The organism is Microbacterium sp. NPDC089695 (assembly GCF_044749085.1).
Lineage (GTDB): Bacteria > Actinomycetota > Actinomycetes > Actinomycetales > Microbacteriaceae > Microbacterium.
In genome coordinates this window covers 307,690-333,169 of record NZ_JBIVHG010000001.1, presented here as the reverse complement: position 1 = coordinate 333,169, position 25,480 = coordinate 307,690, and the positions used below count along the sequence as shown (strand labels likewise).

Genomic DNA, 25,480 nt, shown 5'->3' with positions numbered 1-25,480 from the left:
CCCCTGTCAAGGGGGCGTCCATCCTCGACGAGCACCCGCCCGGATGGCTACCGTCGAACACATGGGTGACAGCATCGAGGCGCGGACGTTCACGCGTCAGGACCGTACGCAGTTCCGTGCGAAGACCGAGCGCTGCCTCGATGCGCTCGCGGCCATGCTGGCGGATGGGCGGTTCGCCCCCGTCGATGCACCGGACTCGCAGCTCGGCATGGAGATCGAACTGAATCTCGTCGACGAGCAGGGGGCACCGGCCCGCAGCAATGCGGCCGTGCTCGACGCGATCGCGTCGCCGGCGTTCCAGACCGAGCTCGCGCGCTTCAACGTGGAGGTGAACGTGGCGCCGCGACCGATCGGCGGCGGCCACCTCCGCGAGCTCGAAGACGTGCTGCGCGGGGCGCTCGACGTAGCCGACCAGCGGGCGCGCTCGACCGGCAGCGGTCTGGCGATGATCGGGATGCTCCCGACGCTCGACGAGACGCACTTCACGGAGCGGTGGTTCTCGGCCGATGCTCGCTACAGCGTGCTGGGCCAGCAGATCCTCGCGGCGCGGGGTGAGGACATCGAGCTGCAGATCGACGGGGTGCCGCTCAGCGACGGCCGCCCCGCGGAGCGGCTCTCGATGGTGTGCGACACGATCCTGCCCGAGGCCGCTTGCACCTCGGTGCAGCTGCATCTCCAGGTCGCACCCGACTCATTCGCCTCGTACTGGAACGCGGCGCAGGCGATCGCCGGCCCGCAGGTGGCGCTCGCCGCGAACTCGCCGTTCTTCGCGGGCACTGCGCTGTGGCACGAGACCCGCATCCCGATGTTCGAGCAGGCCACCGACATCCGTCCGCAGGAGCTCAAGAATCAGGGTGTGCGGCCCCGCGTGTGGTTCGGTGAGCGCTGGATCACGTCGATCTTCGACCTCTTCGAGGAGAACTCGCAGTACTTCTCGGCGCTGCTGCCGGTGTGCTCCGACGAAGACCCCTTCGCGGCGCTCGACGAGGGGCGCGCCCCCGAACTCTCCGAGCTGCGCATGCACAACGGCACGGTCTATCGCTGGAACCGTCCGATCTACGACGCCGGTGACGGCACCGCCCACCTGCGGCTCGAGAACCGGGTGCTGCCGGGCGGACCGAGCGTCGTCGACGTGATGGCGGACGCCGCGTTCTACTACGGCCTCGTGCGCAGCATGGCAGAGGCCGACCGACCGATCTGGACACAGATGACCTTCGACGCCGCGGCCGAGAACCTGCGGGCCGCAGCGCGCGAGGGTATCGATTCGCGTCTGTACTGGCCCGACGCAGGCTGGATCAGCGCGCGAGAGCTCGTGCTGCGACGGCTGCTGCCGGCGGCGGCCGAGGGACTGGAGGCCTTCGGCGTCGACCCCGAGGTACGCGATCGGTATCTCGGCATCATCGCGCAGCGGTGTGTCACGGGCCAGAACGGTGCCGTCTGGCAACGCGAGGATGTCGCGGCGCGCGAGCGCTCCGGCGCATCGCGGACCGAGGCGCTGCACGGGATGCTCGCGGGTTACCTCGAGCGGATGCAGGCCGGCGAGCCCGTGCACACCTGGACCCACTGACTCCTCCCGACGTCTACAGGGCCGGCGTCCGCGGCGGGGGAGTGCGTCGCTCGCCGGGTGCTCCGCTCGCCTCGAACGCGGCCGCGAGGCGCAGCAGCCTCGTGTCGTCGTAGGCGCGACCCGCGAACGTCAGGCCGATCGGCATCCCGATGTCGGCCATCAGGCCCATCGGCACCGTCACGGTCGGGATGCCGAGGTGGCGCACCGTGAGGTTGCCGTTCGCGATCCAGGTGCCGTTGCGCCAGCCGAGGTCGGCGGAGGACTCGTTCACGTCCATGTCGGCCGGGCCGACGTCGGCGACCGCGGGGAAGACGACCGCGTCGAGGCCGAGGCTGTCCATCCACTCCTCCAGGTCGACACGACGGGTCTCTTCGAGTCCGCGCAGGCCGTCGGGGAGCTCCGGCATGTCCGCGATGCCGACGCCGGGGTTCGCGCGCACCCAGTCGGGGTACTCGGCGATGTCGTCGTCGAAGCCCGTGTAGCGGTCGGGAAGCGCCCCCTCCGGGTGCGGGAAGATCCGGGAGCCGTCGACGTCGACGAGGGTCGACAGGTGCGGGTCGCCGTTCGCCTGCAGGAAGTCCTCCCAGCCCCAGGCCGACAGGTCGACGATCTCGCGGTGCAGGTACTCCGGCGACACGAGGCCTCTGGTCGCGATCGTCGGCGCGCCGGGGCGATCGCCCTCGTAGTTCGACACGACGGGGAAGTCGACCTCGACCACCGTGGCTCCGGCGGCCTCGAGGTCGCGGCGGGCCGCCTCCCAGCGCGCGATGACGGATGCGCGGGTCTCGATGTGCAGGCCCGTCGGGCCGCCGATTCCGGGGTCGGCGGCGGTACCGGCATCCGGATCCGCGTTGATGTACATGCGGGGGATGCCGATGCGGGCGCCCTCGAGCGACGCGGCATCCGCGAGCGCCGGATACGACCCCGGTCGCACGCTCGACGGCGCCGGGATCTCGATCCACGGCTGCGCGCGCCAGAAGTCGCCGCGCGTCTCGGCGTCGTCGGCCACGATCACGTCGAGCACCTCGAGCAGATCGGCCATCGAGCGGGCGTGCGGCACCACGACGTCCATGGTCGGGACGAGGGGCCAGTTGCCGCGCGTCGAGATCACACCGCGCGAGGGGGTGTAGGCGCACAGGGCGTTGTTCGTCGCGGGTCCGCGGCCGCTCGACCAGGTCTCCTCGCCGAGCCCGAACGCCGCGAAGCTCGCCGCCGTCGCGGTGCCGGATCCGTTCGACGACCCCGAGGCGAACGGCGCCGTGAGGAACTCGCCGTTGTACGGACTCTCGGCGCGGCCGTAGACGCCGCGCTGCATGCCGCCGTTCGCCATGGGCGGCATGTTCGTGAGGCCCAGGCAGATGGCCCCGCCGGCGCGGAGGCGCTCGATCGTGAAGGCGTCGTGCTGGGCGACGAGCTCGGCGAACGCCGGGCTGCCGGATGCCGCGGTGAGGCCCCGAACGAGGTAGCTGTCCTTCGCGGTATACGGGATGCCGTCGAGCGGCCCGCGCGTCTCTCCGCGTGCCCGCCGGGCGTCGGAGGCCTCGGCCTCGGCGCGCGCCTCGGGATTCGCGACGACCACGGCGTTGAGCGCGGTCGCGGTGCCGGGGGCGTCGAAGGCCGCGATGCGGGCGAGGTACGCGTCGACGAGGTCGACGGCGGTCGCCGTGCCGGTCTCGAGCGCGTGGCGGAGGTCGGCGATGGAGGCTTCGTGGACGTTCACGAGCTCACCGCCGTGATGCGCGGCTGCTGCTGCGTGATGCAGTGGATGCCGCCGCCGCGGTCGAACAGCGGGCGGGCGTCGACCGTGACGACCCGGCGTCCCGGATAGACGTCCGACAGGATGGCGCGGGCCGCGGCATCCGCGTGCTCGTCGCCGAAACCGCATGCGACCACGCCGTCGTTCGTGACGAGGTGGTTGACGTAGCTCCAGTCGACGAATCCCTCGCTGTCGCGCAGCGTCGAGGGCGCCGGGAGGTCGGTGATCTCGAAGCGCCGACCCGCGGCATCCGTCTGTTCCGCGAGATGCGCGCGCAGGTCGCGGGTGACGGCGTGGTCGGGGTGATCGGGGTCGCGCTGTTCGTGCAGCAGCAGATGCCCGGGCGAGGTGAGGGTCGCGACGATGTCGACGTGCCCGTTCGTGCCGAACTCGTCGTAGTCGCGCGTCAGGCCGCGCGGCAGCCACACGGCCTTCGTGGCGCCCAGCGTGCGCGCCATCTCGGCCTCGACCCGCTGCCGGTCGGCGTACGGGTTGCGTCGCGGGTCGAGCTGCACGGTCTCGGTGAGCAGCACGGTGCCCTCGCCGTCGACGTGGATGCCGCCGCCCTCGTTCACGAGCGTCGAGCTGGCGAGTTCGGCACCGACCGCCCCGGCGATGATCCGGGCGTGCTCGGCGGCCTTGCGCCACTGCGCCCAGGCGGGGGCGCCCCAGCCGTTGAAGATCCAGTCGACCGCGCCGAGCACGCCCGGCCGGTCGTCGTCGACCACGAACGTGGGGCCGGAGTCGCGCATCCAGAACTCGTCGACGGGCGCCTCGACGATCTCGACGGCGCCGCTCAGCATGCGCCGCGCACGGGCGATCTCGGAGGGATCGACGAGCATCGTGACGGGTTCGAACTCGGCGACGGCATGGGCGACCGCCGTCCAGGTGGCATAGCCCTCCTCGCGCTCCGAGGTGCTCTCGCCGAGCGTCACCCCCTCGGCGGGGAACGCCATCCACGTGCGCTCGTGCGGCGCGGTCTCGGCGGGCATGTGCCAGGCCATGTGCTCGTCTCCTCGCTGTCGGAGCGACGTCGCGCCGACACTATTGAACATGTGATCAACGAGTGCTACGGTAACCCGTGATGACAGAACCGTCAAGACCCGCCGCTCGCCGCCTCCCGCCGGAGGAGCGCGAGCGATCGATCGTGCTCGGCGCGACGGCGCTCGCCTCCGAGAGCGGCCTCGAAGCCCTCACGGTGCGCGCGGTGGCCGCCACGGTCGGCGTGACTCCGGCGCTCGTGGCGCACTACCGCCCGGTCATGGACGAGTTCGTCGCCGAGGTGTTCACGTCGATCGTGTCGGCCGAACGCGACGAGGTCATCGCGTCGTACGACCCCGCCGTCGACCTCCGCACCAATCTGCTGCGACTCATCGAGACCCTGCTCGACTCCGCCCGCGACGACGTCGCGATGGTGTGGGCGCAGTCGTGGGCGATGGGCGCCCGCAACGAGACGCTCGCCGTCTGCGTGCGCGCCGAGATGGACAGCTGGCAGAGCGCGCTCGAAGATCTCATCGCCCGCGCGGTCGCCGAAGACCCACGTGTCCGCGTCGATCCTGTGTTCTCGGCGTGGATGCTGCTCGCGATGGTCGACGGCATGAGCGCCCATTCCCTGGTCGGATGGGAGCCGCGTGACCGCGCCGCCCTCGCCCGGCGCACCCTCGCCGCCGTGCTCGGCGCACCCGCTGACGACCACCCCCTCGCTGCGGCGGGGATGAAGAGTTAGGACACACCCATGGCCGCAGATCGCATGCATGCCGCATCGCCGGAGTCGACCGCGATCGTCGACGCCGTGCTCGACTACTCGCGACGACGGATGCTGGCAGCCGACGTGCCGCTCGACAAGCCGCAGACCCCGGCCGAGCTGAACCGCCTCGTCGGCACGACCATCACCGACGCCGGCCTCGGCGCACAGCGGGCACTCAGCGTGTTCGAGCACATCCTGGCGCCGGCGTGCCTCACCACGAGCCACCCCTCTTACCTGTCGTTCATCCCGACCGCGCCGACGATCGCGTCGATCGCGTTCGACCTCGTCGTCTCGGCGTCCGGGCTCTACGGCGGCAGCTGGCTCGAGGGCGCGGGCGCCGTGCACGCAGAGAACGAGGTGCTGTCGTTCCTCGCTGCGGAGTTCGGACTGCCCGACACCGCCGGGGGCGTGTTCGTGCAGGGTGGCACGATCGGCAACCTGTCGGCCCTCGTCGCCGCGCGCGAGTCGGCGAAGGCGCGGCTGGCGGAGCGCGGCGTCGAGCCGCCCGCACGGTGGAAGATCGTCTGCAGCGTCGAGGCGCACTCGTCGAACAAATCCGCCGCGAAGGTGATGGACGCCGACGTGCTGCTCGTGCCCGCGGGCGACGACGGCGTGCTGCGGGCGGATGCGGTGCGCGCGGCGCTCGAGGAGCACGGCGACGAGATCTGCGCCGTCGTGGCGACCGGCGGATCGACGAACTTCGGCATCGTCGACGACATCCGCGGCATCGCGGCGCTCAAGGACGAGTTCGACTTCTGGCTGCACATCGACGGCGCCTACGGGTTGACCGCGATGCTCGCCCCCGAGGCGCGACCCGTGTTCGCGGGCGTCGAGCGCGCCGACTCCGTCATCGTCGACCCGCACAAGTGGCTGTTCGCGCCGTTCGACTGCTGCGCCCTGATCTACCGCGACCCCGAGGCGGGCCGCCGGGCCCACACCCAGCACGCCGAGTACCTCGACACCCTGACGGATGCCGGGGACTACAGCCCCTCTGACTACTCGATCCAGCTCACGCGGCGACCGCGCGGACTGCCCCTGTGGTTCTCGCTCGCCACGTACGGGGTCGAGGCCTATCGCGACGCGGTCAGCGCGACGCTGGCGCTCACGCAGCGCATCGCCGCCGAGATCGCCGCCCGCCCCGAGCTCCGCCTCGTGCGCGACCCTCAGCTCTCGGTCGTCGTGTTCGAGCGCGAGGGATGGGAGCGCGCCGACTACGACCGCTGGTCCGACGAGCTGCTCGACTCGCAGCGCGCGTTCGTCGTGCCGAGCTCGCACCGCGGCCGGCCGAACACCCGCTTCGCGATCCTCAACCCGCTCACGACGTTCGAGGAGCTCACCGGCATCCTCGACACGATGAGGTGAGGGCGGGGTGCGCAGATCCGCTCTCGTGTCCGTGTTCGCCCTCGCCCTCGCCCTCGCCCTGGGCCTGACGGCGTGCAGTCCTTCCCCCGCCCCCGACGCGTCGCCCACGCCGGGCGATGGGCCGCTGGTGGCGTTCTACGGCGACTCGTACACGCTCGGGACCGGGGCGAGCGACGAGGCGAACCGGTGGTCGACGGTCATCAGTGCGGCACGCGGATGGCGGGAGTTCAATCCGAGCGTGAACGGGCTCGGGTTCGTGAATCAGCGGACCTCCTTCGGTGAAGACGACCTCCCCGCGCTGATCATCGCGGAGCACCCCGACATCGTCTTCATCACGATGGGGCTCAACGACAACTTCAGCTACGACCTCCGTGCCGACCTCATCCGGGAGACCATCGTCGATGACCTCACCCGGTTGCGCGACGAACTCCCCGATGCGCGCTTCGTCGTGGTCGAGCCGTTCTGGTACACCGATGACCGCCCCGACTCCGTCGAGATCATCAGCGGGTGGGTCGAGGACGCGGCCGCCACGATCGGCGCCGACTGGATCCCGGGAGCGAGCCGCTGGCTCGACGGGCATTACGCCGAGTCGGAGGACAGTTGGATGGCAGCAGATGGAGTGCATCCGTCCGACGAGGGGTACGCGGAGATGGCAGAGCGGATGGATGCCGCGCTGAAAGAGTTGGACCCGCCGCTCTGACGGCGACAGCTGATCCGCATGCGGCCCGGAAGTTCGGCGTCGGCGGCGCACGACCCGGCCGTTCCGCGACATCCGGTTCGCCTATCGTGAGAGAAGGCTTTCGCCGTCGCGCCGATCCGCGCCGCACCACCCTCGCCTCTCCGGAGCCCCGATGTCCCTTTGCACTCCTGCGCCCGCGCGCCGTCTTCCCGCCGCGGATCCGACGTGACCACCACGGTCGGCACGGTCTTCGCCGAGGGGGTCTGGGGCCGCGGTCGCCGGATGCGCGCCGTGCTGTCGGTCGTGGGGTTCTGCGGCCACCAGCTCGCCGAGGTCATGGTGCCCGTCGCGGTCGGCGTCGTGATCGACCGGGCCATCGCCCCGGGAGACCCGGTCGCCCTCGGATGGGCGCTCGCCTTCCTCGTCGCCGTGTTCGCGGTGCTCATCTGCGCGTGGCAGCTCGGCGACCGCGCGGGCACCGTGGTCTACGCGCGGGGCGAGCACGCGCTGCGCCAGGGAGTGCTCGGCCTCGCCCTGCACCGCCGCACGCGTCGGCCCGCTGGCGAGGTGCTGACGATCTCCTCGTCGGATGCCGGACAGACCGCCGGGTTCTTCTGGGTCATCGCCGAGCAGGCCGCAGCCGCCACCGCGGTGCTCGTCGCCTGCATCACCCTGCTCACGATCGCGTGGCCGCTCGCGGTCGCGGTCGTGATCGGCACTCTGGTGCAGGCGTTCCTCGTGCACGTCGTGAGCGGCGGACTGCGTCGTCGCGGATACGAGGCGCAGAAGCAGGCCGCGAGACTCGACGCCGTGAGCACCGACTTCGCGACCGGGCTGCGTGTGCTCGGTGCGCTCGGCGGCGCCTCCCGTGCGACCCGGCGCTACGTCGCCGAGAGCGCGGTCGCGGCCGAGGCCGCCTATCGGGCCGAGAAGGCCGCCGCCGGCCTCACGGCGTTGAACCTCCTCGTGAGCGGGCTCGCCTTCACCGGGATCGCGATGCTCGGGGGGTGGCTCGCGCTCGACGGGGCGATCACGGTCGGCGGCTTCGTGACCGCGATGGGCCTCGCGCAGACCATCCGCGGTCCCCTGCAGTCGCTCGGGTACCTGCCGGCCGCGATCGCCTCGAAGCACGGATCCGCTCGGCGCATCGCGGAGTTCTCACAGGACGCGGGAGCGCTCGCGCAGGGCGGACCGGTTGCGGCCGTCGAGGCGGCCGTCGAGGTGGCTCCTGGCACGGGGGTGCTCGCCGAACCCGAGGCGCCCACGGCCGGATTCACGGACCCGAACGCGTCAGGCCGCGAGGTCATCGCGCGCCTGTCGGTCGACGGCCGCGGCATCGAGGTCGTCGCAAGCCAGGTCACCGGCATCCGTGCCGATCCCGAGCGCATCGTCGACCTCGCGCGTCTCTTCGGCGGCCTCCGGCCCGCGACGCCGGGCGAGCTCGTGATCGACGGCACGGATGCCGTGCACCTCGGCGACGCCGGGCTGCGCGAGGCCGTGTTCGCGCCCCCGCACGACGCCGCCGTGTTCAGCGGCACCGCGGCCGAGAACATCGCGGCGGACATCCATGACGCGCATCTGTCGGCATCCGCGTTCGACGAGGTGCTGCGTCGGCTGCCCGACGGACTCGACGAGAAGGTCGGCGAACGCGGCCTGCGGCTCTCCGGCGGGCAGCGGCAGCGACTCCTGCTCGCCCGCGCGCTGCACCAGCCACAACCGCTCCTCGTGCTGCACGAACCCACGACCGCGATCGATCCGATCACGGAGGCGCAGGTCGCGACGGGGCTCGCGAGTGAGGGCCGCACGATCGTGCTGCTCACCGACCGCGCGTCGCTCCTCTCCTCCTGCCATCGTGTGCACGACCTGCGGGAGGCGCACGCATGACCGCGGAGACATTGCTGCTCACCGACCGCGCGTCGCTTCTCTCCACCTGCCATCGCGTGCACGACGTGAGGGAGGCGCACGCATGATCGCGGAGGCATTGCTGCTCACCGACCGCGCGTCGCTTCTCTCCACCTGCCATCGCGTGCACGACGTGAGGGAGGCGCACGCATGACCGCGGAGAAGCTCCCGATCGCCTCGCGCCGCGACACCGCCCGCGGACTGCTGACCGCACTCGGGCACCGACGCGGGCTCGCGCTCGCCTCCATGCTGACGCTGTGCGCCGGGGTCGGCGCCGCGCTCGTCGCCCCGTGGGTGATCGGCCTCATGGTCGACGACATCGTGGCCGGAGGTGGAGCGCTGCTGCCCTACGGTCTGGCCCTCGCCGGTTCGCTCGCCGTGGGCGCCGGCCTCACCTGGGTCGGCCGCGTGCTGCTCGCCCGCCTCGGTCAGGGGACGATCCGCGAGGTGCGCGAGGCCGCGTTCGGCACCGCGCTCGCTCAGCCGACGGCACGCATCGAGGCCGCGGGCACCGGCGACCTCGTCGCGCGCCTCTCCGGCGACGTGCGTGCGGTCGGCGAGGTGGTCGAGGAGGCTCTTCCCGCGTTCCTCACGGCGCTGTTCGGCATCGTGCTCAGTCTCCTCGGACTCGGGCTGCTGGACTGGCGCTTCGCGCTGGCCGCGCTCGCCGCGGCTCCGATCCAGTACTTCTCGCTGCGCTGGTTCCTACGCCGCTCCGCCCCGGTCTACCGGGAGCACCGGGCGGTGGTCGCCGAGCGCGGTCAGCGCACGATCGAAGCGGTGCGCGGCGTCGACACGGTCCGCGCCCTGCGCGCGGAGGAGCGCCACCTCGATCGGATCGCCGAGTCCAGCGAGCAGGCGATCGCGCTCGAGGTGCGGGCCACGAAGGTGCGCAACGACTTCAACGTGTTCCTGAACGGGGCCGAGCTCGTCGGCCTCTCGGCCGTGCTCGTGGTCGGCTACCTGCTGGTCACCGGCGGGTACGTCGAGCTCGGCGCGGCGACGGCTGCGGCGCTGTACTTCCTCGGACTCTTCGGACCGATGGGAACCCTGCTGTACCGCATCGACGAACTGCAGGATGCCGGGGCCAGCCTCGCCCGCCTGTTCGGCGTGATCGGACTCCCGACGCCCCGGGAGCGCTCCGCCGACTCCGCCCGGGCGGAGCGCCGCGGTGCGATCGACGTCGACGACCTCTCGTTCGGGCACCGCGCCGATCGGCGCGACCTCGACGCGGTCTCGCTGCGTGCGGCTCCCGGCGACACGATCGCGATCGTCGGGGCGAGCGGCGCCGGCAAGACCACCCTCGCACGGGTGCTCGCCGGCGCGCTGCCCGTCGGCGATGGCACGGTGCGGCACGACGACCGGGGCATCGAGGACTGGCATCCGCACGATCTGCGCGACGCAGTCGTGATGCTCAGCCAGGAGCCGCATGTGTTCGCCGGCACCGTGCGCGACGACCTGGCCCTGTTCGGCGACGGTGACGAGGACCGGATGCGCGAGGCGATCGAGCGTCTCGGCGCCGACTGGATCCTGCGGCTCCCCGAGGGGCTCGACACCGTGATCGGCGAGGCGGGGCATCCGCTCACCCCCGGTCAGGCGCAGCACCTCGCGCTCGTGCGGGTCGCGCTGTCGACGGCATCCGTCGTGATCCTCGACGAGGCCACGGCCGAGGCCGGGTCTGCCGATTCGGAGATGCTCGACGGCGCCTCGCTCGGGGCGATCGGCGGTCGCACCGGCATCGTGATCGCACACCGGCTGAGCCAGGCGGTCGTGGCCGACCGCATCCTCGTGATGCAGGACGGACGGGTGGTGCAGTCGGGCACGCACGACGAGCTCGTGGCGGATGCCGGTCCCTACGCCGACCTGTGGGCGGCATGGACCCGGTGGTGATTGACCGTCTTCGGAAGGTGCCGATCTGCCCTCCCGGTCCCGGGTTCGGTGACTGACCCCGCCAGGGGCTCGGCCGATCGGGAGATGGCGCGTGGGTCGGGTCAGGTCTGAGTCCCGCCGTCAGGTCGTGAGCGCGCGGATGATGCGCTGCGTCGCGTAGTCGAAAGCCGCATCGACGTCGCCACCGAGGCGGAACGCCCCGCTCAGTTCCATCTGCAGGAATCCGGTCGCCCAGGCCGTGAAGAGGCGTGCCGCGTCGAGTGCCTCGTCGGCGCCGACGAGCGCCTCGCAGGCGCGCAGCACGGGCACCGCGGCGTCGCGCAGGGCGTCGGGCGGAGCGGATGCCGTGAACAGCAGGCGGAACCCCTCGGGCTGCTCGCGGGCGAATCGGCGGTAGGCGGCGGCGATCTCGGCGAGGCCGCCGTCGGTGCGCTCGAGGCGTGCGGTGAGGTCGTCGGCCGTCGCCTGCACGACCTCGGCCAGGAGCGCATCGCGGTCGCGGACGCGTTTGTACAGGGAGGGCGCCCGGACTCCGACGCGTGCGGCGACCGCCTGCATCGTCACGCCGGAGGGGCCGGTCGCCTCGAGGATGGCGCGGCCGGCCTCGACGATGGCGGCGAGCGACGTGCGGTCGGGAGTCGGCATCCGGTCCTCCGGGAATAAGAATCATGGCTATTGACGTTAGCCATGATAGCTATGTAACGTAGCCATCGCAACCGCGACATCTCACCCTCGACATCGCAACTTCGACAAGGAACCGCCATGAAGCTCGCACCGCACCTCCACCGACTGGGTGACGACATCGTCGCCTCCTATCTCATCGATCTCCCCGAAGGCATCACGCTGATCGACGCGGGGATGCCGGGACACTGGCACGACCTGCAGCGCGAGCTGGCCGAGATCGGGCGACCCGTGTCCGACATCCGCGGGGTCGTCCTCACCCACGGTGACAGCGACCACATCGGCTTCGCGGAGCGCCTCCGCACAGAGGCCGGGGTCCCGGTGTTCATCCATGCCGCCGACGCGCATCGCGTGCGCACGGGGGAGAAGCCCAAGACCGCCATGGGGCCGTCGCGGCTCGGTCCGCTCCTGGGGTTCCTCGCCTACGGCATCCGCAAGAACGCCCTGCGCACCCGGCACGTGGCCGAGGTCGTCGAGGTCGCCGACGGTGATGTGCTCGACCTCCCGGGATCGCCGGTCATCGTCGGGATGCCGGGGCATTCGCCGGGCAGCGTCGCGATCCACGTGCCCGCCGTCGATGCGGTCTTCGTGGGCGACGCGCTCACGACACGGCACGTGCTCACCGGGCGGGAGGGTGCCCAGCCGGCGCCGTTCACCGACGAGCCCGAGCAGGCGATAGCCTCCCTCGACCGGCTCGCCGACGTCGCGGCATCCTGGGTGCTGCCCGGGCACGGAGCGCCCTGGCACGGCACCCCCGCCGACATCGCCGCGGCGGTGCGCGCCGCCGGCTGACGTCCGACCCGCACCCTCACCAGCCCGCGCCCCGGCATCGGCCCGCACCCCGGCATACACTTCGGGGGCCGACACGCCGGATGTCGGATGGATGCGGGCGAACGGTCCGAGATGTGGCGTGTCGGCCCCCGAAGTGACGGAGCGACACCTCACCGATAGCCCCGATCAGAGACCCGCGAGCACCGCGGTCGTGTCGGCGATCGTCAGCTGCGGCGGGTACAGCCCCATGACGTGCAGGGCGGCGGCCTGGTTCTCGGCCGTCGACCCGGCGCAGGCGTCGGCGACGACGGTCGCGTGCGCCCCGGCATCCGCGGCGGCCAGCGCCGTCGACAGCACGCAGCAGTCGGTCGAGACGCCAGTCAGCACGACGTGCGCACCGCGTCCGACGATCGCCTCGATCTCGGGCCCCCACTTGCCGAACGTCGGCAGGTCGAGGGTCGGATGCGGCGACAGGTCCCGTTCGTCGGGAACGAGATCGAACAGCGGATCGTCGGCGGGGCGGTCGGCGAACGGCCACTCCGCGAAGTAGTCGCCCCAGGCCGTGAAACGGTCGGCCGTCGGCATCCATCGGGTGACGAGCACGCGGTCGCCGAACGCCGACGCGAGCTCGCGGATGCGCACGATCGCGTCCGCGAAGAACGGCGAGCCCCACGCCGAGTCGGGCGACGCGAAGATGTTCTGCGGGTCGATCACGACCAGCCAGGGTCGCGCGTCGGGCGTGCTCACGCGGCTTCCTGCCGGCGGATCCTCCCGGCGCGCGCGAACCATGTGAACACGAACGACAGCACGAGCGCGAAGAAGACGCCGAGGTTGGCGTAGGCCCAGTCGCCCTCGCGACCGCCGATGACGAACAGCAGATACCCCTGCCAGTTGTTCCACGGAGCATCCGCCGCGAAGTTGTTGACCACCAGGCCCCAGCCGATCGCGCTCGTGACGACCATGGTGCCGATCGACGTCCAGTCCCAGGCGCCGTAGCGACCGCGGCTGTCGAACAGCGCGTCCTCGTCGTAGTCCTTCTTCCGGCGCAGGATGTCGGCGATGAGGATGCCGGCCCACGACGCGAGAGGCACGCCCAACGTGATGAGGAAGCTCTGGAACGGCCCGAGGAAGTCGGTCGCGAAGAACACGACGTAGATCGTGCCGAGCGTGAGGATCACCCCGTCGATCGCTGCCGCAGAGGGCCGGGGGATGCGGATGCCGAGACTGATCAGGGTCAGCCCGGAGGAGTAGATCCCGAGCACGGCGCCCGAGACGAGGGCCAGTACGGCGGTGAGCAGGAACGGCACGAGCACCCACACGGGCAGGAGCGTCGCGAGCGCACCGATCGGGTCGGCGGCGATCGCGGTCATGAGATCGTCGTTCGAGCCGGCGAGTAGAAGCCCGAAGATCACGAGGATGACGGGGGCGATCGATCCGCCGATCGTGTTCCACGCGACGATCGCGCCGTCGGATGCCGTGCGCTTCTGGTACCGCGACCAGTCGGCGGCGATGTTGATCCAGCCGAGGCCGAAGCCGGTCATGACCATGACGAGCGCGCCGATGACCTGGCCGAGCCCGCCGTCGGGGCGTGCCATCACGGCGGCGATGTCGATGCTGGGCGCGGCGAGGATCACGTAGAGCACCGTGACGGCGCCCGTGACCCACGTGAGCACCGACTGAAGCTTCATGATCGTGTGATAGCCGAGCACCGAGGCCGCGACGATGAGCGCGGCGACGATGATCGTCGCGACGATCCTGAGCGCGATGCTCTCGCCGTCGCCGCCGAGCTGCGTGATCACGGTCGCGGTCGCGAGCACGGCCATGATCGCGAGGAAGGTCTCCCACCCGATCGACGTGAGCCAAGACACGATGCCGGGCACCTTCTGCCCCTGCACGCCGAACGCCGCGCGGGAGAGCACCATGGTCGGCGCCGATCCGCGTTTGCCTGCGATCGCGATGAGCCCGCACAGCAGGAACGACACGACGATGCCGATGACCGACACGATCGTGGCCTGCCAGAACGAGATGCCAAAGCCCAGCACGAACGAGCCGTACGACAGTCCGAACACCGACACGTTCGCCGCGAACCACGGCCAGAACAGGTCGCGTGGCTTCGCGGTGCGCTCGGACTCGGGGATGATCTCGATGCCCGCGCGCTCGATGAGGGCGCCGCGGGTCTCGACCGGCTGGATCTGCGTCATCTGCTCATGATGGCACTGTGCTGGTCATGATGGCACGCTCGTCGTGTTGGCACTGTGCTCGTCGTGATGCACTGTGCTCGTCGTGTTGGCACTGCCCCCGGGGTTTCGGGGCGGGAATCGTGCGCGCGTGACGCTCAGCCGGCGAAGAACGCTGCGGCGACCCGTGTGAGGTCGTGCAGGTCGCTGACCCCGGCGAGCTCGCGCGCCGAGTGCATCGACAGGATCGGGATGCCGACGTCGACCGTGCGGATGCCGAGACGCGTGGCCGTGATGGGGCCGATCGTCGACCCGCAGGGCACGTTGTTGTTCGACACGAACTCCTGCGTCACGACGTCGGCGGCGTCGCACCAGTGGCGCCAGGCGGCGGAGCCGACGGCATCCGTCGCGTAGCGCTGGTTGGCGTTGAGCTTGAGGATCGGACCGGAGCCGAGCACGGGCTGCACGATCGGGTCGTGCTTCTGCGCGTAGTTGGGGTGCACGGAGTGGCCGACGTCGCTCGACAGGCACCACGACGAGGCGAACGCCTGACGGCGCTGCGAGGCATCGGCGCCCAGGGCGTCGTACACGCGTCCCAGCACGTCCTCGAGGAAGGGGCCGGCTGCCCCGGAGCGCGAGTTCGAGCCGAGCTCCTCGTGGTCGAACGCCGCGAGCACGGCGATGGGGCCGGACTCCGCGACGCCCGCTCTCTCGAACGCCACGAGCCCGGCGTGCACCGAGGCGAGGTCGTCGAGTCGGCCCGAGGCGAAGAACGCGTCGTCCTTGCCGAACACTGCGCCGCGCGCGGCGTCGGCGATCACGACGTCGTATCCGCGCACCTCGTCGGCGGAGACGCCGGCGGATGCCGCGAGCTCGGCGAGCACATCGGCCTCTGCGGCGTCGCCCAGTCCCCACACCGGCTGCGTCTCGGCCTGCTTGTCGAGTGCGAGCCCGTTGTTGTTGACGCCGCGGTCGAGGTGCACCGCGAGCTGGGGGAGCCGCAGCAGGGCGCCGGTGTCGGCCAGGACGACGCGTCCGTCGGCGAGCGCGAGGCGGCCGGCGAGGCGCAGCTCGCGGTCGAGCCAGGAGTTCAGCAGGGGACCGCCGTACACCTCGACCGCGGCCTGCAGCCAGCCCTTCGCTCCGGTCGTGGGCTGCGGCTTGAGCTTGAATCCGGGGGAGTCGGTGTGCGCGCCGAAGACGTGCGTCGGGGTCGTCGCGGTGGCGTCCGCCGGCACACTCCAGGCGATCGCGGCGCCGTCGCGCACGACCACGTAGCGCCCGCCGGGCACGATCTCCCATGCCTGTTCCTCGTGCAGGCGCGTGAAGCCCGCGTCCTCGACGCGACGAGCCGTCTCGGCGGCGGCGTGATAGCTGGAGGGCGAGGCGGCGACGAAGTCGGCGAGGTCCTCGGCGTGGGCGATGGCGTCGGGAGTGACGGGCATGGTCGACCTTCCTGGTGGCGTCCTTCGATCGTAATCGGCGCGTCGACGTCGTCTCGCGAGTGCGGTCGTTACACCTCTTCGGTGCTGTATTTCGCTATACCGGTATGGCGCACCGGCTTCCTGGGAAAGGCCCGTGCATCTCCAGTAGCTTCCCCACGAGAGAGAAGCACCGCCGTCCGTGGTGCGCGAATGCTTCCCGGCACCGTCGACGGTCGGGGAGAAGAGGGAGACAGGCCATGTCTGCGAACGTCCGTGCCGCCATGCGGCGCACCATCGCCGGTGTCGGAGCAGCGCTCCTCGTCGCCGCCGGACTGACGGTGGCGGGCTCCGTCACGGCGCTCCCATCTGCCGCGGGTGCCGATGGGACCATCGCGCAGCAGTGGGTGACCGCGATCTCCGCGACCTCAGGCACGGGCACGAATGCGAGCCGCACACTCACGTTCGGTGCGACCGGAGTGACGGCGACCGAACGGACCGTGGCGACGACGGGGCAGGCGTGCGGTATGAGCGGCGTCATCGCGTTCGCCGGCACGAACCTGGCGTCGTTCGTGACCCCTGCCGTTCCCGCGGCCACGCCCGCGTCCGCGGTCACCTGCCTCGGAATCGGTCCCAGCGCCACCCGCGGCACCCGGGACTTCACGATCACGTTCGACCGACCGATCGCGGAGCCCATGATCCACGTCATCGGTCTCGACGGCTCGTACCTGGAGATCACCGGCGTGAGCACGACCGGCGCGCCGATCACGGTGCAGCGCATCTCGGGCAACAACGAGCTCGAATCGTCGGGCAGTCGCTGGAACTCGGTGCAGGTGCAGGCGGGTCAGAGCGGATGCGAGACCAATGCCGGTGCGAACCCCAATGGCGCCTGCGGCTCGCTGCGCATCTCGGCGGCCAGCGGCCTGATCCAGCAGATCTCGCTGCGCAACAGTGCCGTGAGCAGCACCCTCTCGACATCCTCCGACGGATGGGCCTACTCCCTGTCGATTCCCGACCCCACGCGGTGCGACGGTGTCGTCGCGCTCCAGAACCGCAGCTTCGAGCAGCCCGTCGTGACCGGCGCCACCGCGGTCGCCGAGAGCGCGGTGCCAGGATGGGAGACGACCGCCGGCGACGACGCGATCGAGATCTGGCCCGCCGCGAGCAATCCTGCGGGCACGCCGGCAGTCGACGGCACGCAGTTCATCGAGCTCAACGCGGGCCAGGCGGGGCGGACCTACCAGGACGTGGCGACCGAACCGGGGCAGACGCTGCGCTGGTCGCTGAAGCACCGCGGTCGCGACGGCGACGACACCATGAGGGTGCTGATCGGAGCCGCCGGTGGAACGCTCACCGACGTCAGCGGCTCTCTCACCGACGGTGCGGGGGCCTGGGGTGCGCACAGCGGCGCCTACGCCGTGCCGACCGGGCAGACGTCGACGCGCATCGCCTTCGAATCGGTGCAGACGTCGGCGAACGACCCGGTCGCGGGGAATCTCATCGACGACGTGGACTTCGGCACCGGGCCCTGCCTCCTGCCCTCGAAGTCGGTGGTGAACCTCTCGCGCGCCGGCGCGACGGCCGAGGTCGGCGACACGCTGCGGTATACCGTCGCCGTGCGGAATGACGGCGGAAACGCCTCCCAGCAGACGATCTCGTCGGACGCGCTTCCAGCAGGGGTCGTCTTCGTGCCGGGATCCATCCGCATCGCGACCGGCCCCGGCACCGGCACGTCTACGGACGCGGCCGGAGACGACCGCGGTGAGTACGCCGGCGACACGCGCACCGTCGTCGTCCGTCTCGGTGCCGGTGCGACCGGAACGGCGGGCGGCGATCTGGTTCCGGGAGCGATCACGTCGTACACGTTCGATGTGAGGGTGGCCACGGATGCCGCGGCGACGACCATCGGCAACGCAGCGTCCGTCGCGTTCCGCGACCCCGTGGGGAACACCGACCGTGTCGCGCTGAGCGATCGTACGCAGACGCCCGTCGGGGCGGCCGCCGATCTGGCTGTCGCGAAGACCCTCGACACCGCGCCCCTGGTCGCCGGTCTGCCCACGACGTTCACCGTGACGGTGACCAACAACGGCCCGCAGACGGGCACCGGCGTCACCCTGACGGACGTCATCCCGGCCGGTCTCACGAACGTGCAGGCGACTCCGAGCGGCGGTACCTGCACGGTCGGCGCGAGCATCGACTGCGCATTGCCCGATCTGGCGAGCGGCGCGAGCACAACGGTGACCGTCGTGGGCACCGTCTCCCCCTCCCTCGACCCCGGATCCGCGCTGACGAACACAGCATCCGTCGCAGGCGCGCTGACGGATCCCACGCCCGGGAACAACACCGCCACCGTCGCCGGCACCGTCACGACGTCGGCCGATCTCGTGATGACCAAGAGCTTCTCGCCGGCGACGCCGGTGGCGGGCGGGAGCGTCACGTACGCGCTGACCGTCCGCAACGACGGTCCCTCCGACGCTCGCGCCGTGCGCATCACCGACCCGCTCGACCCCGCGAGCACCTTCGTGAGCGCGACGCCGCCGCAGGGAACCTGCGCCGTCGCCGCGCAGACGCTCACGTGCGACCTCGGGACGATCGGCGCGGGAGCGACCGTCACCGTCCCGCTTGTCGTGACGCTCGCGCCGGGCGGCACGGCCGTCGTGCAGAACACGGCCTCGGTGTCGAGCAGCACGTCCGACCCCGACCCCGCAGACAACACCTCGTCGACGAGCTTCGATCCCTCGCGGATCGCGGACCTGGGGCTCACGAAGACGGCGTCGGCCACGCAGGCCGCGGCCGGCGAGACGATCACCTACACGCTCGTGGCCACGAACGCCGGAGCCTCCGACGCCGTGAACGTCGTGCTCGCGGACACGCTGCCGCAGGGGTTCGCGGTCTCCGCGATCGACGCGGGCACCGCGACGTGCACGCAGCCCGACGGTGCGTCCGTGCGCTGCACCTGGGCCACGCTCGCGAGCGGGGCATCCGGCACGGTGACCGTGCAGGCGACCGTCGCCGCCGATGCGCCCGCGGGCCTCACGACGAACACGGCGTCGGTCACGTCGCCGGTCGACGATCCGAACCCCGCGAACAACGCGAGCGCCGTCGACGTCGAGATCGTGCAGAGCGCCGACGTGTCGATCGTCAAGACGGCCGATGCCGCGGCGATTCCCGGTGCGGCGTTCGGATACACCCTCACCACGACGAACGCCGGGCCGTCTCTCGCTCGGGGAGTCGTGGTGAGCGACACCCTGCCGTCCGCGTTCGCGCTCGGTGCCGTCCCGGACGGATGCACGGTGGCGGGCGCCACCGTCACGTGCGCGTTCGGCGACCTCGCGGTCGGTCAGGATGCAGCCGTGCGCCTCGACGGCACTCTCGCCCCCGGTGCGACGGGAACGCTGACCAACACGGCATCGGCCGCGTCGCCCACACCCGATCCCGATGCGACCAACAACGCCTCGACCGTCCAGCGCACCCTCGCGCCGCGTGCCGACATCGTCGTCGAGAAGACCACGTCGACTCCTACCGTCCCGCTCGGGGGCGACGCGGCCTTCGTGATCACCGTGCGCAACGACGGACCCTCGGTCGCCGACGCCGTCGTGGTCGACGAGCTGGCGCCGAGCGGGTTGTTCGTCACGACTGCGACACCGTCGGTCGGCGTCTGGTCGGCGGGGGAGTCGCGCTGGTTCGTCGGTTCCGTGCAACCGGGAGGGTCGGCATCGCTCGCGGTGACGGCTCGCGCGACAGCGACGGGTGCGCAGACGAACACGGCGTCGGGCACGTCCTCGGCGATCGACCCGGCGCCGGAGAGCAACACCGGCACGGCGACCATGACCGTCACGCCCTCCGCCGACCTGTCGATCGTCAAGACGAGTTCTGCCGACCCCGGCATCGCGAACGCGTCGCTCACCTTCACGCTCGTCGTGAGCAACGCCGGGCCGAGCGCCGCGGCAGCCGTGACCGTCGTCGATCAGCTGCCCGCCGACCTGCTCGATCCGACGACTCCGACGCCCGGGTGCACGATCGCGGGCGGTGAACTCCGGTGTGCGGGCGACTCGATCCCGTCAGGCGGCACCTTCACGGCGTCCGTGAGCGGACGCATCGACCCGGCGTCGGCCGCGGCGACGATGACGAACACGGCGAGCGTGGCATCCACGACGCCGGACCCCGACCCCGCGAACAACTCGTCGACCGTGACGATCGGCCTGGCAGGAACGCCCGCCGTCGAGCTGATCAAGGTCGGCGCCGCACCTGCCGATGCCAACGGCACGGGGCGCACGGATGCCGGCGACACGATCGACTACACGTTCACGGTGCGCAACACCGGGGCGGTCACGATCGCGAGCGCATCGATCACCGATGCCCTGCTCGGGGGCGCTGTCACGTGCACGGCGCTCGGCGCACCGATCGCTCCGGGCGCGGAGGCCGTGTGCGCGCCCGTGACCTACACGCTGACGCAGGCCGACGTCGATGCCGGCACCGTGCACAACGAGGCGTCGGTGGCGGCGGAGACACCCCGCGGACAGGCCGCCGACGCCGCGGAGGCGGACGTCGCCGTCGCGGGAGTCGACAGCATCGTGCTGTCGAAGGTCGCGGGCGCCCTGGTGGACGTCGACGGCGACGGACAGGCGACCCCGGGTGACACCATCGCGTACACGTTCACGGCGACGAACTCCGGCACGACCACCCTGCAGAACGTCGGCATCGTCGACCCGATGCTCGGCGGCGCTGTGGACTGTGCGGCGCTCGACGGGGTCGAACTCGCCCCGGGGGCGTCGGCGGAATGCGCACCGGTGGACCACGCGCTGGTGCAGGGCGACATCGACGCCGGCATCGTGCGCAATACCGCCACGGTGACGGCCGACGCAGCCGGTCGTGCGGTCACGGACGAGGGATCGGCGTCGGTCGACGTCGATCGGACGGCGGGGGTCGAGCTCACGAAGGCGGCCGGACAGCCGGTGGACGCGACGGGCGATGGTCGCGTCGGCGCAGGCGACACGATCCCGTTCTCGTTCACGGTGCGCAACACGGGAACGGCCACGCTCAGCGCGGTCGCGGTCACCGACCCGCTCCTCGGCGCCGCGGCCGTGTGCGAGGCCGCCACGCTCGCACCCGGCGCGACCGTGGACTGCGCCCCGACGGCGTACGTGCTGACCCAGGTGGACATCGACGCCGGCACGGTGCACAACGACGCGTCCGTCGCCGCATCCTCGCCGGTCGGCGCAGTCGCGGACACGGCCGGTGCGGATGTGGATGCCGTCGGCGTCGACGAGGTGGCGATCGAGAAGTCCGCCGCCGCGGCGGTGGATGCGAACGGCAACGGCCGACGCGACGCGGGCGACACGATCGCGTACACGTTCGCCGTGACGAACTCCGGCACCACGACTCTCACCGCGATCGCGGTCGAGGACCCGCGTCTCGAGGGTGCTGTCGACTGCGGAACCGACACGCTCGCGCCGGCCCGATCGACGCTCTGCACGGGGCCGGCGGCGGTGCTCACGCAGGCGGAGATCGACGCGAGGCTGATCGTGAACACCGCCTCCGTCTCGGCTCAGGGCTTCGGCGCCGACCCGGTGGCCGCGTCGGACACCGTGGATACGGCGCTCGACGTCCAGCCGGCGGTCGAGCTCGAGAAGACGGGTGAGGCCGTCGACTCCGACGGCGACGGCACGTTCGGAGTGGGCGACATCGTGTCGTTCCGCTTCACGGTGCGCAACACCGGCGCGGTCGTGCTCACCGACCTCACGATCGTCGATCCGATGCTCGGTGGCGAGGTCGACTGCGATCTCCCCGCGCTCGAGCCGGGCGCGCAGACCGAGTGCGGACCGATCGTCTACCGGCTCACCGCCGCGGACGTCGCGGCCGGAGAGGTCGTGAACGTCGCGACGGTCGCGGGTGATGCGGGCCTGTCGGTGGTGTCGGCCTCGGGGGAGGCGACCGTCGACCTCCGCACGCTTCCGGCCACGGGAGCCACGATCGTCGGAGGGACGCTCGCGATCCTGTTGCTGGCCGGTGGAGGCCTGCTCTGGGCCGGCGCCGTCCGTCGACGACGGATGCGGGAGGTGTGATCACTCCTGTTCACCCGCCGGTCATCTCCGCGGACTACGGTGGCACTCGATAGCGCCTAGGGTTCCGGGGCGCGGCGACGGATCGCATGCCGGTGCCGCCCCGACTGGTCCGAGCGGCGCCACGGCAGCCCTCCGCAGGGGTGCCGTCATCTGACAGGACAAAAGCCCGGAGGACCCTGTTCGTCGCGCCCCGCGACGGGCGGAAGGGTCGGTCATGTCCGCGTTCGCTTTCGTACTCGTCATCACTGCGGCGATAGCGCACGCGTCGTGGAACGTGATCGCTCACGGCGTGAGCCGGGCGGGCACGCCGTTCCTCTGGTGGGGCGCCGTCGGCAGCACGGTGGTGTGGGTCGGCGTCATCCCCTTCACCGGCGGTCTTGGTACCGACGACCTGTGGGGGTTCGCGCTGGGCGTCGCCGTGTCAGGGGTGCTGCACGTCCTGTACATGGCCGTGCTGCAGCGCGGCTATCGCGAGGGCACCCTGTCGACCGTGTACGCGACCGCACGCGGCACCGGCCCGTTCCTCACGGTCATCGTGGCGGTGCTGCTGCTGGGCGAGCGGCCGTTCGCGATCGCTCTGGTCGGAGTGGCCACCGTCATCGCCGGCGTCGTGGCGATCGGCCTGGTCGACCGTGGGCGTCCCGGCGGCGTGCGGCGGCGCCTCGACCCCGGGCTCGTGTTCGGCGTGCTCACCGGCGTCGCGATCGCGGCCTACACGATCTGGGATGCCAACGCCGTACGCACCTGGAGCCTCTCGCCGGTGGCGTTCATGGTCGGCACGACGCTGCTCGAGATCCCGTTCTACACGGCGGGCGTGCGCAGGCGCTGGCCGGCCGTGCGGATGCTGTGGCTCACCCAGTGGCGACGGATCGTGGCGTTCAGCATCCTGTCGCCGCTGTCGTACATCCTGGTGCTCACCGCGATTCAGATCGCGCCGGTCGCATTGGTCGCCCCGCTGCGCGAGGTGAGCGTCGTGCTCGTGAGCCTGTTCGGCGTCGTCGTGCTGCGCGAGAGCCGCCCGGGGTGGCGGATCACAGCCTCCGTCGTCGTCGCGGGCGGCATCGTCCTGCTCGCGCTGTGAGCGACCTGTGGGCCTCCGGCGGGCGCTGTGTGCGTTCCGCTCCCGCTGTGATCGTCCTGCTCGCGCTGTGAGCGACCTGCAGGCGTTGTGCGCGTTCTGCTCCCGCTGTGAGCGTTCTACTGCGCCATGCGCTTTCTGCGAGCGCTGTGTGCGTCCTACTGGCTCTGCGCGCGCCGCGCCACGGGCACTGTGCGCGCCGCGCTGCGGGCGCACGTCGCCTCGGGCCGTCGCGTCAGCGGAACTCGACGAGTCCTGCGTGCGCGGCCGTCACGAGGATCTGCACGCGGTCGCGCACGTGCCACTTCGACATGATGCGTCCGAGATGGGCCTTCACCGTGCCCTCCGACACGATGAGCGAGCGGGCGATCTCAGCGTTGGACATGCCTTGAGCGAGGCGCTGGAGCACCTCCTGCTCGCGATCGGTCAGGTCTTCGAGGGTGCCGTCGCTCGTGATCGGCTCGGTGTCGCGCACGTGCTTGATGAGAAGGGATGCGATGCGCGGCGACAGCGAGCTCTGACCGCTGTACACCTCGCGCACGGCGGAGACGATGCTCGCGGCGCTCGAGTCCTTCAGCATGTATCCCGACGCGCCGGCGCTGAGCATGGGCAGCACGGTGTCGCTGCCGTCGAGGGTCGTGACGGCGAGGATGCGGATCTCCGGCCAGCGTTCGGCGATCACGGCGGTGGCCTCGATGCCGTTCATCTCGGGCATCTGGACATCCATCATGACGACGTCGGGGCGCTCGCGCTCGACCGTGTCGATGCCCTCGAGCCCGGTCTCGGCCTCGGCGATCACGGTGATCTCGGGGTCGCGGGACACGAAGTGGGACAGAGCAGAGCGCACGAGGGGATCGTCGTCGACGATCACGACACGGATTTCCGGCATGGAGGAAGCCTACCTGCGGCGAGCCCAAGCGAGAAGAACTAGACGTTTGGCCAGTGAGGTCTAGACGGAAGACAGATGTGTAGGAGCGCCACTCATCGAGAAGATGTAATCACGACTTCACAAAAGACCAACTCAGGAGGTGAATTGATATGACTTTTTGGCAGGGTGTCGGCAAGTTCTTTGGCTTTACTCGCTAATCTACCTGGCGAATAGGAGATACTGAAGCATGGCTTTAAGTCCGAGAAGCGAACGCGAATCCACCGCAACGCGCCTCGGCAAGGGAGAGAAGCTCTCCGCGATCGAACGGATCGCCGTGCTCGCCGTCGTCGGGACGATCGTCATCGTCGACGTCATCGGTCTCTTCCTTCCGCCTGGAGTGGACCCCTTCGTCGCCGCGATCGGTATCGCGTCGACTCTGGTTCTCGCCGTGTACGTGTGGTCGCCGCTCATCGCGACGATCTCCCTCGCGGCAGTGTTCGCTCTCTCCTTCCTCACCGGCAGTGAGACCCAGGTCGTGATCGTGGCCGCTTTCGCAGCGGGTCTGATCATGCGTCTGGGATGGAACGCACTGATCCTCTCGTATGCCGGTCTCTTCCTCCTCGCGACGGCAGTCGTCGCGTTGGTGGACACGCAAGAACCGATCAACATCGGCATCTTCCTTATCAGCGCCGTGGTCTCGGGCGCGGTCGGCTACGCACTCCGCCTCGCCTTCGCCCGCGGGCGCAAGCTCGAGGTGGAACTGGCCGAGAAGGCCGAACAGGAACGACAGGCGGTTCTCGCCGAGCGACGTTGGATCGCCGGCGAGTTGCACGACAGCATCGCCCACCACCTCACGGTGGTGTCGCTGCACGTGCAGATGCTGGACGACGCCGATGCGAGTCCGGCATCGCAGGAGGCCATCCGCATCGCGGCCCGCAAGGCCATGACGGACCTCCGATTCGTGATCGACCTCGCCGACGACGGCCCCCGTGCCGCGGGGATGCCGGCCGGCGACCTGGCCGCGTCGATCGCCGAGGCCTCGGAGGAGTTCGAATCGGCCGGCCACTCGGTGCTGATCGTCGGCGACCCCGCCGACGAGCGCATCCCGCGCGCCGCCGAGATCATCTTCGCGCGCATCATGCGCGAATCCGCGACCAACGTGCTCAAGTACGCCGGGCCCGGGCAGGTCGAGATCCGACTCGACGTGACGGACGACTCCGCCGGACTCGCGGTGAGCAGCCCGCTCTCTTCGACCCCGCGACGTGAACTGTCGTCCAGCCGCACCGGGATCGGCCGCATGGCCGAGCGCGTGCTCGGCGCGAGCGGACGCTTCGACGCCGGAGAGGTCGACGGGCGCTGGGTCGTCGAGGCGCACCTGCCCATCGCGCGCCAGGCGCGTGATGACGACGCTCCCGCGCTCGATGCACGCGGCGACACAGTCGACACGGTAGGCTCGTCGGAGAGCACTCGCCTCGAGATCCGGGTTCCCCGCAGGACTAGACGAAAGTCTATGTAA

At 70.9% G+C, this 25,480-nt stretch carries 17 protein-coding genes; 10 read left to right on the top strand and 7 right to left on the bottom strand.

The features are described 5' to 3' along the window. Positions 1 to 61: 61 nt before the first annotated feature. Positions 62 to 1,567: a glutamate--cysteine ligase gene (locus ACIPYT_RS01680; protein WP_401069914.1), complete on the top strand. Its 1,506-nt coding sequence runs from the start codon at positions 62 to 64 to the stop codon at positions 1,565 to 1,567. Positions 1,568 to 1,580: 13 nt separating this feature from the next. Here the strand turns inward: ACIPYT_RS01680 and ACIPYT_RS01675 are convergent, their stop codons facing one another. Both ACIPYT_RS01675 and ACIPYT_RS01670 read right to left on the bottom strand, forming a co-directional pair. Continuing rightward, positions 1,581 to 3,287: an amidase gene (locus ACIPYT_RS01675; RefSeq protein ID WP_401069912.1), complete on the bottom strand. Its 1,707-nt coding sequence runs from the start codon at positions 3,285 to 3,287 to the stop codon at positions 1,581 to 1,583. Then, on the bottom strand, positions 3,284 to 4,327 hold the full coding sequence (locus tag ACIPYT_RS01670; RefSeq protein WP_401069909.1) for an agmatine/peptidylarginine deiminase: 1,044 nt from the start codon (positions 4,325 to 4,327) through the stop codon (positions 3,284 to 3,286). Before ACIPYT_RS01670 ends, ACIPYT_RS01675 begins: the two co-directional genes overlap by 4 nt. An 80-nt stretch (positions 4,328 to 4,407) precedes the next feature. Here ACIPYT_RS01670 and ACIPYT_RS01665 point away from each other — a divergent pair, with 80 nt between their 5' ends. From ACIPYT_RS01665 to ACIPYT_RS01645, 5 genes are all read left to right on the top strand, one after another. Then, positions 4,408 to 5,049 carry a TetR/AcrR family transcriptional regulator gene (locus tag ACIPYT_RS01665; RefSeq protein WP_401069906.1) on the top strand — a complete coding sequence of 214 codons (642 nt, stop codon included), beginning with the start codon at positions 4,408 to 4,410 and terminating at the stop codon, positions 5,047 to 5,049. Between the two features lie 9 nt (positions 5,050 to 5,058). Then, a complete protein-coding gene (locus ACIPYT_RS01660; RefSeq protein WP_401069903.1) occupies positions 5,059 to 6,432 on the top strand; it encodes a pyridoxal phosphate-dependent decarboxylase family protein in 1,374 nt (457 codons plus the stop codon). Between the two features lie 7 nt (positions 6,433 to 6,439). Further along, positions 6,440 to 7,132, top strand: a complete 693-nt coding sequence (locus ACIPYT_RS01655; protein WP_401069900.1) for an SGNH/GDSL hydrolase family protein — start codon at positions 6,440 to 6,442, stop codon at positions 7,130 to 7,132. Positions 7,133 to 7,336: 204 nt separating this feature from the next. Then, positions 7,337 to 8,995, top strand: a complete 1,659-nt coding sequence (locus tag ACIPYT_RS01650) for an ABC transporter transmembrane domain-containing protein (RefSeq protein WP_401069898.1) — start codon at positions 7,337 to 7,339, stop codon at positions 8,993 to 8,995. 168 nt (positions 8,996 to 9,163) lie between these two features. After that, positions 9,164 to 10,903, top strand: coding sequence for an ABC transporter ATP-binding protein (locus ACIPYT_RS01645; protein WP_401069896.1), 1,740 nt, complete (start codon positions 9,164 to 9,166; stop codon positions 10,901 to 10,903). A 120-nt stretch (positions 10,904 to 11,023) separates the two neighbouring features. Here ACIPYT_RS01645 and ACIPYT_RS01640 read toward each other — a convergent pair whose 3' ends face one another. Beyond that, positions 11,024 to 11,548: a TetR/AcrR family transcriptional regulator gene (locus ACIPYT_RS01640; protein ID WP_401069893.1), complete on the bottom strand. Its 525-nt coding sequence runs from the start codon at positions 11,546 to 11,548 to the stop codon at positions 11,024 to 11,026. Positions 11,549 to 11,665: 117 nt separating this feature from the next. Between ACIPYT_RS01640 and ACIPYT_RS01635 the strand changes: the two genes are divergently transcribed. Then, positions 11,666 to 12,376 (top strand): MBL fold metallo-hydrolase, encoded by a 711-nt coding sequence (locus ACIPYT_RS01635; RefSeq protein ID WP_401069890.1) that lies wholly within the window; start codon positions 11,666 to 11,668, stop codon positions 12,374 to 12,376. Between the two features lie 165 nt (positions 12,377 to 12,541). On the opposite strand, the gene ACIPYT_RS01630 is transcribed toward ACIPYT_RS01635, so the two are convergent. From ACIPYT_RS01630 to ACIPYT_RS01620, 3 genes are all read right to left on the bottom strand, one after another. Beyond that, a complete protein-coding gene (locus tag ACIPYT_RS01630; protein ID WP_401069887.1) occupies positions 12,542 to 13,102 on the bottom strand; it encodes a cysteine hydrolase family protein in 561 nt (186 codons plus the stop codon). Next, on the bottom strand, positions 13,099 to 14,556 hold the full coding sequence (locus ACIPYT_RS01625; protein WP_401069885.1) for a purine-cytosine permease family protein: 1,458 nt from the start codon (positions 14,554 to 14,556) through the stop codon (positions 13,099 to 13,101). The genes ACIPYT_RS01630 and ACIPYT_RS01625 overlap by 4 nt, the downstream gene beginning before the upstream one ends. A gap of 134 nt (positions 14,557 to 14,690) precedes the next feature. Further along, the gene (locus ACIPYT_RS01620; RefSeq protein ID WP_401069882.1) at positions 14,691 to 15,977 is read right to left on the bottom strand and encodes a M18 family aminopeptidase; all 1,287 of its coding nucleotides are present in this window, start codon (positions 15,975 to 15,977) and stop codon (positions 14,691 to 14,693) included. 236 nt (positions 15,978 to 16,213) lie between these two features. On the opposite strand from ACIPYT_RS01620, the gene ACIPYT_RS01615 reads away from it, so the two are divergent. After that, the gene (locus ACIPYT_RS01615; RefSeq protein WP_401069880.1) at positions 16,214 to 22,018 is read left to right on the top strand and encodes a hypothetical protein; all 5,805 of its coding nucleotides are present in this window, start codon (positions 16,214 to 16,216) and stop codon (positions 22,016 to 22,018) included. A gap of 214 nt (positions 22,019 to 22,232) precedes the next feature. Beyond that, entirely contained in the window at positions 22,233 to 23,099 is an 867-nt protein-coding gene (locus ACIPYT_RS01610; RefSeq protein ID WP_401069877.1) for a hypothetical protein, read from the top strand. Between the two features lie 232 nt (positions 23,100 to 23,331). Here the strand turns inward: ACIPYT_RS01610 and ACIPYT_RS01605 are convergent, their stop codons facing one another. Continuing rightward, on the bottom strand, positions 23,332 to 23,985 hold the full coding sequence (locus tag ACIPYT_RS01605) for a response regulator (protein WP_401069874.1): 654 nt from the start codon (positions 23,983 to 23,985) through the stop codon (positions 23,332 to 23,334). A 226-nt stretch (positions 23,986 to 24,211) separates the two neighbouring features. On the opposite strand from ACIPYT_RS01605, the gene ACIPYT_RS01600 reads away from it, so the two are divergent. Then, positions 24,212 to 25,480, top strand: a complete 1,269-nt coding sequence (locus ACIPYT_RS01600; RefSeq protein ID WP_401069872.1) for a sensor histidine kinase — start codon at positions 24,212 to 24,214, stop codon at positions 25,478 to 25,480.